We start from the raw sequence: 14480 nt of genomic DNA, 5'->3' as shown, positions 1-14480 counted from the left end.
TGTATTATTGAAGTTTGCACAAAATTAGATAATCAGACAACAACCAGCACATTGATTGGCCCTTTTTACTTACTTATACGTAAATGAATTAAGTTTAACTACAATTTCTAATTGTCTTCTACTTCATTTATCACTTCAGGCAGTGTTTTTTCTATTAAAGCAATAAGAGATTCTATTTGTTTCTCGGTAACATTTGTCTGACCAATAACCACTCTAATGGTATATTTCCCTGAAAGCTTTGTGTGTGTCAGAAAAAAATCACCTGTCTGATTCACTTTACTCATCAATAACGAAGAAGCTCTATCGGCTATCTCTTCAGTCCAGCCAAGCTTAAAGACTCTGAAACAAACTAAATTTGCTACAACTGGTGCGAGTATTTCGAAATTTCCATTCCTTGCAATGAATGATTCGAAATTTTTGGTCAATTTTATATGGGCTGAAATTTTCTTTTTCAATCCTTCAAGTCCAAAACTTCGCAATACAAACCAAAGTTTTAGTGCCCTGAATCTTCTTCCTAGCTGTATCCCCCAATCTCTATAATTATTAACCTGCTTATCAATATCAGTTTTAAGATATTCAGGCATTATTGAAAATGTCTTTTGCAATAGATCTGTATCCTTAACGTAATAGGCAGAGCAATCAAAGTTCACCATCATCCATTTATGAGGGTTGAAAACAAAGCTATCTGCATTTTCAATTCCATTAATCAAGTAACGGTATTCATCTAATATCAATGCAGTTCCTAAATAGGCAGCATCCACATGATGCCAGATATCGTAGGCTTTTGCGATCTGTCCAATTTGATCTATTGAATCACAAGCAGTAGAACTGGTAGTTCCCAGAGCAGAGACAATACATAGTGGTCTGTACCCTGATTTCAGATCCTCTTCAATTTGTTCCTTAAGAGCATCAATATTCATTGAAAAATCATCATTCACAGGGACTTTTATAAGGTTTTCTTCTCCAATACCTGCTATTCTTACAGCCTTATCAATACTGCTATGTACTTGGTTTGAAGAATAAACCCTAAATTTTTCTCGACCGGTAAATCCACTTTTATTTACTGCGAAATGAGAATACTTTTCTCTGGCAGAAAGAATTGCCACTAAAGTTGCTGTAGAAGCTGTATCCTGAATTACACCAGTAAATTCATCAGGTAGACCTATTGCTTTTCGCAACCACAGCATCATGAGTTCTTCGAGTTCTTCAGCTGCTGGTGAAGTAAGCCAGACCATACACTGCGCTCCCATTCCTGCGGTCAGCATCTCAGCCAAAATAGATGGAAAACTATTATTAGCCGGAAAATACCCCATAAACCCAGGGTGCTGCCAATGAGTCATTCCTGGAACAATTTTCTCTTCAAAATCTTTAAATATATCATCAAAAGATTCGGGTTGCTCAGGAAAATCTGTAGCTATCTGAGATTTAATTTCTCCCGGCTGAATATCCGGCTTCACAGGAAAAGATTCAATATTTGTAAAATAGTCTGCAATCCAATCGACTATCTTATAACCCCTTTCTCGAAATTCTTCAGGTGTGTTCATTTAATTGATATTTTAAAAGCTTGAATTTAATCATTACCAGTTAATCATAGGTGTTTATAAATCCAGATAATAAAAAAATTAAAATAACTAATTTTAATATTAGAAAAATACTATTAAATTAGTTCTGTATATCATGAAAACTATCTCCCAAAATGCCAACAAACCACCACACTAACAACATTAAAGTGACCACTCTGAGTGAGAGCTTTAGTCAGGAAGACCTATATCGCGAAATCAATAAATCACAATATGATAACGCTTTACTTTTAGGTTTGCCTTCCATGCTACTTCATTATCCAAGTATTCTAATGACCAAAGATGTGATTAATGTTTTTGACAATACTTCAGTTGAAAACTACAATCAATTTTGCAGCCTGCTTGAAGATCTTGAATCTATAGGATACAGAAACTTATTTGGAGGTGAAATGCATGACTCAGATGAGCTAATAGCCTATGATTACAGTTGCTCAATTATGTATACACTTTGGGCTTATGATAATAAAATCATTGACGAAAGAGAAAACAAAATTCTCGCATGTGACTATGGGTATAAAATCAGACAGGTATATAAATCGACACAAAAATTTATAGATCAATTCTTTCTGGTTGCATATATAGCAGGTTTCAGCAAAGAACTCATTGCTATCCAAAAAAATAAATTAATGAATAAGCAAAATGGAATGCTTAAGGATTTTAACCTGAAGAAAATAAAATTTTCTCAAGTATTATCTTAAGGGGAATTTGATTTCACTCTCTACATATAAATTAAAAAGCCGATGACAATCATCGGCTTTTTAATTTGATATTATTTTAAAACAGCATCAGGAATTGGCATTACTTTACTGTCTTTAAATGTCGATAGTATAACCATTGACTGCAAATTGTCTACAACCTTAATTGCAGAAACCCTTTCCAACATTAACTGCTGGTAAGCGGCAATATCACCAGTTATAATTTTTAAAATAAAATCACCTGAACCTGTTATATGGTGACACTCAATTACCTCATCAATTTTGTTGATCTCTTCAATAAAGATTTCGATAATATCCTTATTGTGACCAGTTAAGCTAACCAATACAAATGTATTAACTCCTAACCCTATTTTGGCAGGATTTAACTGCGCATGGTAAGAATGAATTACTCCCGATTGTTCTAATTTCTTAACCCTCTCGAGTGTCGGTGCCGGTGAAAGACCAATTTCTTTCGACAATTGACTATTTGTGATCTTGGCGTTTGCCTGAAGAATCTCTAATATCTTTCGATCAATTTTATCTAATTTGACTGGTATGCTCATTTAACTCTCTATTTATTACCAAATGTTTGGCAAAGATATAAACAATAGACTAACTAAGCGAATAAATATTTAGTAAATTGTTAAATATTAAAATATTATTAGGTAGCTGATAAATTCACAGTAATAAATTTGCATTAAATTTATTACCTCTACAACTAATTATTGTTTTATAAATTTCAAAACTATCTTTTGGCCATCAACAACTATTGAGATCGGATAAACACCCGGAGATAACTTTTCTGCTTCAAACATTAAATGATTCATTCCAGTTATTAAGTTATATTCCCGATCATACAGTATTGCTCCTGAATATGAAAACACGCTAACTTGCGCTTCACTATTTACTTTACTTGACAATAAAATAAATGCATTATCTGCAGAAGGGTTTTTTGAGAAGTAAGCATTAATAGTGTGATCATTTAAATAAAGACACAGTCTATTATTAGATGGATTCAGGTCATTTGATTCTGACCCAAATGATAAATTTGCACATAGGGTTTTATTATCATTCAAAATTTCATCATTAACCGGGAATAAATAATAATTATTAGAACCTATTTCTATTGGAAATGGCACTACCTTGTTGATTAATTCTCCATTCCCGAGATCCAATTCAACAATAACATTCTCTTCTCTGGTATTTCCATTATTTCTAATTTCTATTGATAGAAATTTACCTTCTTGGTTATTGACTAATTCAATAGAACTTATTTGAAGATCAACCTCAGGATTCACAACAGAAAGATTTATATATCCGGTGCTTTCACACCCATCAGGTGATATGCCTGTTAAGCTAACCTTATAATTCCCTCTAAATTCATATAGATGGGTTGGCTTTTCAATATTACTTTTTACTTTACCATCACCTTCCAGGTCCCAAATAAATGATTCTGCATATTTGCTATTGTTATCAAAACTTACAAGAAAAGGAGCACCTCCCACCTTATTAGCTACAGAAAACTCAATCTCCGGAACTTTATTAATATCAACAATTTTAGTTAAAGTATCCGTACATCCATTATCTGACACAACTACATGTGAAACATTATGATTACCAGCCTTAGAAAACGTCCAATTGACCAGACTCCCTTCTTTTACAACTTGATTATCAAAAATCCAATGGTATCCAACAACATCATTTGCCTCCGAAATAAAATTTGATTCTTCTCCTTCACATGGATTTTCATAACTAAAGGCTGAAATTGGTGATTGCCCAATGTTAAACGTTTTTGTAATTTCATTCACACACAGGTTACTGGAAACAACTCTAAGGCTTGCATAATATTCTCCAACATTAGAATAAAATCTTTTGACATCTTCACTTAAGTACTCCTTCCCATCAATTGTCCACAGCCAACTTTTTATACTATCCTCCCCTACCGAACTATTGTCTAAAAAACTAACATAGCTGTCGGAACAGGCATTTTCAATTTCAAAGTCAACATTTGGAGTATCACTAATTGTTACATCTCTTATTACTACTGATTCACATCCAAACTGTGACTTAACTGTTAATCCTATTTGATATTTTCCAGATGAATCAAATGTTAACGATGGCCTTTTAGAAGAAGAGGCCAATTCATTGTTTATTGTCCATTTCCAGCTTACAATTTCATCTTCATTGATTTTAGTTTCATCATTAAACTGAACAGGCACATTTTCACAAAGTAAGGATGATACAAATGACGGAACTGGATTATCATGAACCTTTAATGTATCATATTTTATATTTTCACATCCATTTTCACTCAATACTTTTAGAGAAATTGCATAATAGCCATCCTCTTTATAGTAAATTTTTGGATTTAGATTTGTTGCCATATCTCCATTCCCAAAACTCCACAATCTTGAAAGAATATTGACACCTGAAGATTTATCCGAAAAACTAATAAATGAATCCTCACATTCTTCCTTGAAAGTAAAGTTAGCTTTCGGCCCTTCATTTACCTCAACCTGAATTGAAGCAGAATCAGAACACCCCGGAATTGAAGTAATCAATTTAACTTCATGAAAACCTGAAGAAACAAACTTATAATCCAAATTTTCATCTTCAGAAATTTTTAATTCATCTACAAACCATGAAAAGCGCTCATTACCTTCGGCCCCTTCAAGAACTGAGCTATTAACAAATGAAACGGTATTGTTTGAGCAAATCAAATTTTCAGAGTATCCAAAATCAGCAACAGGTTTTGGAAAAATCATAACCGTATCAAATACAATATTTTTACAACCGGTTACAGAATTGGCAACATCTAGTCTAATTGGGTAAGAACCATCTGCTTGATATTGATGAACTACATTTTGACCAGAAGAAGAGTTTCCATCACCAAACTGCCACTGCCATGAGTCAACACTGTTATCAGGATACCCACTCAACTCAACATTTGTCCCAATGCAATTTAGAGAATCCATTTTGATGCTGACTTGTGGAGAAATATCTTTACCAACATCAATTGAATCAATTTTATATTCAACATCGCCATTTCCATTTAAATATTTAAAAATCAAATACTTTCTCCCTGCAAAATCAAAACTATTGATTTTAAAACCATTCTGATCAATGAAGGATTTCTCAGCTGTATTGGGAGAATCATAACTGACTCTAACCAGCTGTCGACTTTTTAAATCGATTACAAAAAGATACCATTCCGAATTATCCTGAATCACCTCCAGACTAAATCCTTGATCAGAAGTTGGCAAATTCAATTCTTCATTAGTCAAATTACTTTTAGAAATATCATCTCCAATTTTAACCCGATATGTATTTCCTAAGGCACCCTGAATGAATGCAAAGTATCCTCCAATTTCGTATTTAATATCTATGGAAGCAGGGAAATACAATTGACTTCCTGAAAGATTAATTTTATTTACTTCAGGCTGCGACATTAAATCTGACCCAAAATCCAGCTTCAAAAGTTGATTTTTCGAGTAGGAAAGGACATAACCAGTATAAGTACCACAAAGATTAATAAAATCAATTCCCCGAAGAGTATGTCCTGTCAAAGAATACTTATTTGAAAGAGGGTCATTAGCAATTCCATTTTGAAAATCAATAATCAACAATTCTTCATTACCAGTGACAGCAACATATATATTCTTTCCATCATATTTGATAAATTTTATATCATTTGGAGAGTTAACAGGAGTTTGAACATTGACTTCAGAAATTGATAAATCATTTGAATCTAGTCCCTGGTTAAACTTTACTTTTAAAATATTATTTTTAGTTGTATTGGCAATTAACATAAACCAAATACCATCAACTTCTAATAAATCAAACCCAAAAGGCCCCGATAATAACCCTTGATTATTGTCTATATATGATATCTTGGGGACGTTTTCTAAACTCGGACCAAAGTTTAGTCTTATTATTTTATTACTTGTCTGACTTATAGCAAAACCAACATAATTAGAACCATCCTTTACTATTTTTAATGATCTCGCCCGATAAAATTCATTATCATTTAGAATAAAATCTGTATTTAATTGACCATTTAAAAAATCTCCTGCAGAATAATCAATTGAATAATGATATTGTTGATCCGTAGATGAAATTTCAAACACCTCATTTATACACACAATTTCCGGTGTATCAAAATTTAGATCTTCACATTGTGAAATCACTTCATTCGAAAAAACAACTAAAAAAAGTATTACAACAAAATAATTTCTCATCACCAATGATCACCAATTTTCTTTTACTGCATTAATTAGTAGCTCACCTTGACTTCTATTTATGTCAAGATCTTTATCTACCCCGGAATTTAATGCTTCAATATTTTTAAGAGATTCATCTATCAAATATTTCAATTCCCCATTACCCAATTGATTCAACTTAATTAGTTGTGAAGAACTCTTCAACATTTCATGAACATTCCTTAGTTTTTCTTCAATTTCAATTATGATTGAAGGAACACCTAGATTTGCAGGAATGATAGCACCATGAGCTCTAGAAGTAATTAATAATTTATACTCACTCAGCTTTTGTAAAAAATACGACAAATCACATTCCGGGCTTAATGGATTCCAAACTATAAGCTCATCAAAATGACTTTTATATTTAAATAAATCTTCATCGTAATTCTTATCAAACAGGATTAATGAAATATTGTAACCAAGCTCCTTTACTTGTTCTATATCTTTCAATATAAGATCAATATATTGATTACCTTCATCCCAATTCCTTAAAATAAACCCAATTTTGTCACTGCCTTTATATTGATCTGATTTAGAAGTATTTGGTAACCAAAAGTCCTTTAAAAATGCCAGATCTATTCCTTCGAATAATTTTGTATTCAAGTTATAATCATTGATTCTTTTAAAACTACGCTTATCTCTTACAGCCATAAAGTCAAAAGAACCTAACTCTACCGCTGAATCTCTGAACTTCCTTGAAGACGAAGTGAAAGAACCAACTCCAATGCCAAGACCTAACCTCCTGTAACATGTAATTATTGATCCACCGGTTCTTCTTTTAACGGTATAAAAGAATTTTGAATAGTTATGAAGCCCGAAAATTCTAATAATAGAATTGATAAAAAGGTCTTTTAATCTCCCTTCTTTAAAATCAAAATAAATCCCTCCCCCTCCATGAACTATATAATCAAAATTACCAGAGTAGCGCCAATCAATTATTTCAAATGGATATACAATTAACCTTTCAAGATATTCATTTTGCTTGCTATTAGAAAAAACATACAACTCAGCTTCCGGGCATATTTCCTTGATTAAATTAATGGTAGTGACCATCAACACATCATCTCCAAAATTTCCAAAGCCATAATATCCTTTTACCAGTATTTTTTCAGGCATAACTATCTGAATAAATTTTATAAATCTCGTCTATTGTATTGTCAAGGCTAAATTTCAATTTAACTCTTTCTAATCCGGCTCTACCCATTTTCATTCTCAATTCTTTATCCGCATATAATTGATACATTGCTCTTGTTAATTCATCAATACCATTTTTACCAACCAGGACACCATTTTTTCCCGATTCGATTAACTCTTCGGGGCCTCCACACCTTGTCGCAATTACAGGTTTACTCCTACTCATAGCTTCTAACACAACAAATGAAAATGATTCACTATCACTTAATAACAGTACAATATCAGAATTATCAAACACCTTATTGACAGGAGACGCAAACCCGTTTAATCTTACAGAATCAACTAATCCCAATTCCTCTATTTTATTCTTTAAATCAATTTTATAATTATCATTTAAATGATTATTCATTGTACCACCATAAAAATCCAGTGTAGCTTTTGCTCCATTATCTAACAATCGTTTAAATGCCAACAAAGCTTTATCTTGCCCTTTTCCTGGAGTGTAATTACTTATATATACAAATCTCACAGGACCTTCATTAACTTGGTTAATACTATGAGAAAAGTCGTATTCTAATGGTATTCCATCATATATTAATTTGACATTACATTTTTTTGGAATACTATGATATACAGATTCAGACACACAAATAATTTGATCTGCATACCTGAGAATAATTTTAACCCAATATTTATATAGTTTTCCAACATAAGAGTCAGGTAAAAGTCTAATATGATAGATTAATTTGATATTTGGGTTGAGAATTTTAACACAAACACCAATCATATTATAAAGGTCATTAACATGAATAATTTGAATTTTATTCTTCTTAATAACACTATTTACTTTAAGAGAATTAAGAATAAGCAAAGGGAAATACCATAATAGATTTTGAACCTTCTTGGATATTTCTATCAAGTTCAGACGAAAACCCTTTTTTACTTTTAAGTTTTCTATATTTAAGGCAGACGACTTAGATAAAACCATGTAGAAATCTATCCGATCAGACAATTGATTAACTACCTGACAAATAGCTTTGAAAGCTCCCGTAAAATCTAAGGAATTATCAATGATTAATACCTTTATTTTTTTATCACCTGAAGCCATAAATCAATAATTTTCTCTTTTGAAAGAGTTTGAGACCATTCTTTACCTGAAGAAGATATCCTGCCTAGCAGGTTTTCATCTCCCAATACTTTTTCTAAACCATCAACCCAACTTTTTATTTTAGCCTTGGCGTTAACATCATCAGGTTTAAATGCATCTAACAATACCCCTCTGCTATAAATTTCCGGGTAATCATTAGAATCAGACATAATACAATTATCACTTAACATGTGACGAGGTCCATCGGGACAATCTGAAGAAATAACAGGTGTTCCGACTATCATCGATTCTCTTAACACATTAGGGTATCCTTCAGAAGTAGATGTTAATAAATATGCTTTTGCAGACTTCATCCATTTATATGGATTATCCGAATATCCGATAAAAAATACTTTTCTTTCCTTTATGCTCCTATAGTCTTTTTCATGTTCAGAATGCCAGACATTTTCCTTTCCAAATAAATATTCAGCATGATTGATCAATTCTGTTTTTTGTGCCCCGTCACCTACAATAACTAGTTTATAGACAGAGTTTTTAACCGAGAATTCATTAAATATTTCAAGTAAATAGTTATATCCTTTTTCAGGGGCAAGCCTACCTACAGTAACTAGAATTTTACTTTTATCATACAATTGACCAAATCCTGCTGGTTTTGGCAGTAAACTACTATCTTCAATCTTTTCTGAATCATAAAAATTGACAATTACTTTAATCTTGTTGGTAGATATGAACTTAAATTTTCTTAATTCATTCTTTATACCTTCGTTAACTACAATAATTGATTTTGCCATTGGATATAATAATGGCATCAAAAAGTATTTCCTTGCTAAACCTACTACTCCAGTTATAGTTTGGTCAGAAAATATACTTCCCCGGATACTTATTATTTTATTATTAGCCTTTGATAAACAATTAATATAGTTAGCTCCTTCTAAAAAACTCACTACAATCTCTACAGAGTAGCTAGAAATTATCTCATTAAGTCGATTAAGTCTTTTAAAAAAATTAACTCCTTTGCCAAACAAATTATCTGAAGTGCTATTATCTAGTTCGACAATTTCTACATTATCATTTAGCTTATATCCAAATTTTTCCGGAATGTAGAATACACATACAATCACCTCGTAAATATGAGAGAGTTCGTTAGCAAGTGAAACAAAACTCTTTTGAGCTCCTCCGTATTCTATGTTGGGAATTAAAAGTATAATTCTTTCCTTAGGCATCCAGTAAATATTGAAATTTCTCTAATAAGATTGTTGTCTGATGATTTGCGCTGTAAAATTCCGGCGGAGTACTTTTTATATAGTCATTTAAAGAGTTTCTATCTTTAACAACCCTGATTAAAAAATCAGCTATATCTAAAGTTTGATCATGATTAAAAGCTACTCCAAACTTATCATTAATTAAGTTATAACTCTCACTATATAAAGGAGTCACAGCCAGAATCACTTTTTTCAATACTATATAATCTAATATTTTAGAAGGCAAAAACACTCTATCGATCTCTTCTTCTAATTCCTTATCGATTACAACAAGTAAGTCTGATTTACTATTTAATTCAGTACATTGAGTTTGAGTTATGACCCCCAAATAATTTAAACAAGCCAAATTATATCTATTGATTTCATCCATTACAGGCTCTTGTATATTACCCGCAATATTTACCTCTATCTGTTCATATACTTCTTTATAATTTTCTTCTATATATTTCAGAGCTTCTAGAACTGACGAGAAATTTCTTTTACCATATAAGTTTCCAGTATAAGAAATAATAAATTTTGAATTTTGAAATCCTGTTTTAGTATCTAGTTTCAAGTCATGTGGATATACATTTGGGATCACTAAAAATTTGCTTTTAAAAGAAGGGTACTTATCCTCATAAAACTTTTTAGTTAATTCTGTTGTAAATGAAATCATATCTGATTTCTCTAGGATTGTCTTTTCAGCATTCCTCTTAAACTCATTTTTTTTACTATAAGGATTATAATAAAATGGGTCACTGAAATGAGAAAACAAAGGAACATCAAAGTATTCTTTTAATTTAATCCCCAATAGAATTGATGAAAAAGGAGAAGCTCTTGCATAGATTACATCTGGTTTATGATGAATTTGACCGATAACACTATTCCACTTTTTATAAAATAAAAAATCAGAATCTGGCTTTTGAAGGTAGTCTGCATCAATTAAACTACATATCCGGGTTAAATATTTATTTAATTTAGCTGGAATCTGAATAATTTTATCAAGGTCATCTAGACACTCATTCAGTGAATCATCTGTTTTACGCCATCCTTCATTTACGGGTTCAGTAGTCACTAAAGTAACCTTAGCTTTTTTAGATAAAGTTGCTAAAAACCTTGCAACTTGTAAACTTTCTGCCCCTGTTTTTGGTGGTGCTGAAACACTTATAAATAATACATTCATCACAAATTAAATAAATAACTTATCCCCCAAACAATAGAAAAAGCCATTGAAATAACCAAGATTGATTTACCAATAATAAATAAAATAGATTTATTTGATTTCCCTACGAAACTAAATGTCATATATATCCCAATCAAATACACCAAAACATTTGCTCCTGCATAAAACTTCATAGAAATCATCAAAGAACTGAAATCCAACGACAAAAACAATGAAGTCAATACAATTAGAACTGAAACGATTTGAAAATACAAGAACTGTTTTTCCTTTTGCTTTACCATATAAATTAGAGAGATCGGAATCGCGCAAGTTTGAAACACAAAATAAACAGTCATAATTGAGGCAAGCTCACCAGAGGTTCCCCATTGATCCCCCAATAAAATGGTGAAAATATTTTCTCCATAAATAAATAAAACTGCAAATGGAACAATTACCACATATAACAATTTGAAGTATAAATTTTCCGTCTCTCTTGCCAACCTCTCCTTAACATACTGTAAATCAACGGCTCTCTTCATGAAAACAGAAGCCACAGAATTACCTAAGACATTTAAAGGGATTATTAATAATCCATTTGCCATCGAATAATACCCTACCGATTCAAGGTCGAAATAATGACTAAGAAAATATACAGGAATTTGTAAAATTAAGGCTTGTAGCCAATTTGCTGGCAAGGCAAAAAGAGGATACCTTTTATATTCAACAGCAACTTCTTTTATTTTTGATAGGTTTAAATTAGTTAAAATGAATTTAGTTCTTCTAATAACCCGTTTATTAAGAAGTAAAGAAATAAAGAAAAATTTACCTATTAATTCACCAATCAATATCCCCACATAATTAAAAGGCTTTATAAACCCTATTAGTATGGCTACGCTTTTTCCACTGAGTATACCTACGAACTTCGATTTAGAAATTGATTTAAATTCCCCATTCTTTATAGACCAACTATTAAGAATCTGAAATACACCTGACAAAAAAACCAGAACAGGAATCATATAAAGCCATACATCACTAACTGGTAATTCTATATTTTCAGCAAAAAAATCTTCAAACAACAAAAGAATAAGCACTAGTAAGACAGAAGTAATTAATACCAAAAAGAAACTTATCTGTATAAGACGATAAAACTTGTGGTTTGATTTTGGAAGAACAATAGCATTAGTATAGTTTAATGTTGATAACATAACTAACACAGCTACAATTGAGTTAATAATTGAAAATAGACCATAAGCCTCAGGAGGATATAATCTGGAAATTACAGGGGTTAGTAAAAACCCTATTGCAAACCCTAAACCATTACCAAGAAGAGTGACAAATATTTGTCTGAAAAATTGAGATGATTTTAGCTTCGATATTAAATTAAAGAACTGATTAGCAAACTTCACCATTTAGAAATCTAGTTTCAAAATATCATCTAGTATTCTGTCAGCTGCATTTCCATCACCATAAGGGTTTAACTTTTCAGACATACTCTTATAATAATCCTTATCAGACAGTAGTGTTTCAACCTCTTGAATGATTAATTCTTTATTGGTCCCTACAATTTTTACAGTTCCACTTTCAACTGCTTCAGGTCTTTCGGTTTTTTCGCGCATAACCAATACCGGAATCCCCAAACTAGGAGCTTCCTCCTGGACTCCTCCTGAATCAGTCAGGATTATTGAGGCTTCTGCCATTAAGTAAACAAAGGAGCTATAATCTAAAGGCTCTATTAATTGAACATTTTCAAGATCATTTAAATGATGATGGACTATTTCCTTAACATTTGGATTCAAATGTACCGGATAAATTATTGTTAAATTCGGATTATTTTGTGCTAAATGCTTTAGTGCTGAACAAATAGATAAAAACCCCTCCCCAAAATTCTCTCTTCTATGACCTGTAACTAATAAATAGCTTTTCTTTTTGTTTGAAACTAGATTTCTAATTTCAGGATTAATTTCAATTTTATTCCTTTTTATTTGATCAAGAATATAAAATAAAGCATCAATCACCGTATTACCCGTGATTAAAATTTTGCTTTCAGTAATATTCTCATCTAATAAATTGTTTTTGGAGCTTAATGTAGGCGAATAATTTCTAAAGGCAATAGAAGCAATCAATTTCCTATTTATTTCTTCCGGAAAAGGAGCATAAATATCATTTGTTCTTAATCCTGCTTCAACATGGGCAACTTTAATTTTATTATAAAAAGCTGCCAATGAAGCCCCCATAGCTGTGGTTGTGTCACCATGAACAAGGATAAGATCAAAATCTTCCTTTCTAAATACATCATCAAGCTTGGTTACTACTTTAGAGGTAATTCCTGCCAATGATTGATTTGACTCCATTATATTTAAGGAAAAATCAACTTTAAAGTCAAATAATTGAATAACCTGATCTAATAGTTCCCTATGTTGCCCAGTAGATATAACTTTGACTTTAATTTCTTTGGATGATTTCAATTTTAGAATAACTGGTGCCATTTTGATCGCCTCTGGTCTTGTACCGATCACAACTGCCACCTTCTTAATTAAACTTAATCCCATTTTAGGCTAAATAAGGTTATTTTTTTCTAATTATGACTTTTTATTTTCAAAGACGTATATGGTCTGATTTTTCCAAAAAGCTTTTTCAGACATAACGTAACCACTATTTTCAAAAATCTCGACAAATTGCTGTTCTGTATAACTATTAACCCAACCATGAATTCCTCTTAACTTATTCTTTTCAAGAGTTGCATAAGAAGCTACAATAGTTTTCATTCTTGGAGAAAGAAAATCAACAAACTTTGGAAGCTTATTAACATATTCCAATACTCCACTAAATATTGCATAATCAAAATTATCAAGATCCGGAAGAGGGTATTTATTTAAATCTATTACTAAAGTATTATGGCCTCTTTCCACAATATCAGATGGGGTATAATTACAATTAGCAGGTAAATGATCTTTTAAGACTAATCTTCCTGCTCCAAATTCTATAACGGAGGAATTGGGTTGAACATAAGAAGCCATTTTTATTGTTCTACTATCCCAATTTTCATCAAATGACGATCTTTTCCTCCACCTATCCAAGTCAGATTTATTAAGGGTTTTACGCAAAAAAGTCTTGAAGGATTTTAAATTATGCCTAGCTATATTAGCTATTAATTCTAATTTATTCATCTAATAAAAAAATATAAATACTGTTCCAATTATACTATTCAATAACAAACCTTTACCATTCTCATAAAATCACCTAGCAATTTATTAGTACAGTCATGATCAACTCCTATCCTACATTTCGAAATGAATAACTC

General features: G+C 31.5%; 11 protein-coding genes. 1 reads left to right on the top strand and 10 read right to left on the bottom strand.

Annotated features, from left to right (window positions below; translation table 11 throughout):
• Positions 1-107 precede the first annotated feature (107 nt).
• A complete protein-coding gene (locus tag HH304_RS10420; protein ID WP_169681143.1) occupies positions 108-1544 on the bottom strand; it encodes a pyridoxal phosphate-dependent decarboxylase family protein in 1437 nt (478 codons plus the stop codon).
• Between the two features lie 152 nt (positions 1545-1696).
• Here HH304_RS10420 and HH304_RS10415 point away from each other — a divergent pair, with 152 nt between their 5' ends.
• Complete coding sequence (locus tag HH304_RS10415; RefSeq protein ID WP_169681141.1) at positions 1697-2278, top strand: hypothetical protein; 582 nt, start codon at positions 1697-1699, stop codon at positions 2276-2278.
• A 71-nt stretch (positions 2279-2349) separates the two neighbouring features.
• Here HH304_RS10415 and HH304_RS10410 read toward each other — a convergent pair whose 3' ends face one another.
• The 9 genes from HH304_RS10410 to HH304_RS10370 all read right to left on the bottom strand — a co-directional run bounded on the left by HH304_RS10410 (position 2350) and on the right by HH304_RS10370 (position 14283).
• Entirely contained in the window at positions 2350-2838 is a 489-nt protein-coding gene (locus HH304_RS10410) for an Lrp/AsnC family transcriptional regulator (RefSeq protein WP_169681139.1), read from the bottom strand.
• Positions 2839-2997: 159 nt separating this feature from the next.
• Positions 2998-6513 carry a PKD domain-containing protein gene (locus HH304_RS10405; protein ID WP_169681137.1) on the bottom strand — a complete coding sequence of 1172 codons (3516 nt, stop codon included), beginning with the start codon at positions 6511-6513 and terminating at the stop codon, positions 2998-3000.
• 9 nt (positions 6514-6522) lie between these two features.
• A complete protein-coding gene (locus HH304_RS10400) occupies positions 6523-7650 on the bottom strand; it encodes a polysaccharide pyruvyl transferase family protein (protein ID WP_169681135.1) in 1128 nt (375 codons plus the stop codon).
• The gene (locus HH304_RS10395; protein WP_169681133.1) at positions 7643-8776 is read right to left on the bottom strand and encodes a glycosyltransferase family 4 protein; all 1134 of its coding nucleotides are present in this window, start codon (positions 8774-8776) and stop codon (positions 7643-7645) included. Before HH304_RS10395 ends, HH304_RS10400 begins: the two co-directional genes overlap by 8 nt.
• Positions 8752-9999, bottom strand: a complete 1248-nt coding sequence (locus HH304_RS10390; RefSeq protein ID WP_169681131.1) for a glycosyltransferase — start codon at positions 9997-9999, stop codon at positions 8752-8754. Before HH304_RS10390 ends, HH304_RS10395 begins: the two co-directional genes overlap by 25 nt.
• Positions 9992-11200 (bottom strand): glycosyltransferase family protein, encoded by a 1209-nt coding sequence (locus tag HH304_RS10385; protein ID WP_169681129.1) that lies wholly within the window; start codon positions 11198-11200, stop codon positions 9992-9994. Before HH304_RS10385 ends, HH304_RS10390 begins: the two co-directional genes overlap by 8 nt.
• Positions 11200-12588, bottom strand: coding sequence for an oligosaccharide flippase family protein (locus HH304_RS10380; protein ID WP_169681127.1), 1389 nt, complete (start codon positions 12586-12588; stop codon positions 11200-11202). The genes HH304_RS10385 and HH304_RS10380 overlap by 1 nt, the downstream gene beginning before the upstream one ends.
• Positions 12589-13728, bottom strand: a complete 1140-nt coding sequence (wecB, locus tag HH304_RS10375) for a non-hydrolyzing UDP-N-acetylglucosamine 2-epimerase (protein ID WP_169681118.1) — start codon at positions 13726-13728, stop codon at positions 12589-12591.
• Between the two features lie 30 nt (positions 13729-13758).
• Complete coding sequence (locus HH304_RS10370) at positions 13759-14283, bottom strand: class I SAM-dependent methyltransferase (protein ID WP_169681116.1); 525 nt, start codon at positions 14281-14283, stop codon at positions 13759-13761.
• Positions 14284-14480: the final 197 nt, after the last annotated feature.

The sequence above is a fragment of the Marinigracilibium pacificum genome, from assembly GCF_012926615.1.
In the GTDB taxonomy this organism is placed as follows: Bacteria; Bacteroidota; Bacteroidia; order Cytophagales; family Cyclobacteriaceae; genus Mangrovivirga; species Mangrovivirga pacifica.
This window is presented reverse-complemented; position numbering and strand designations above follow the sequence as displayed.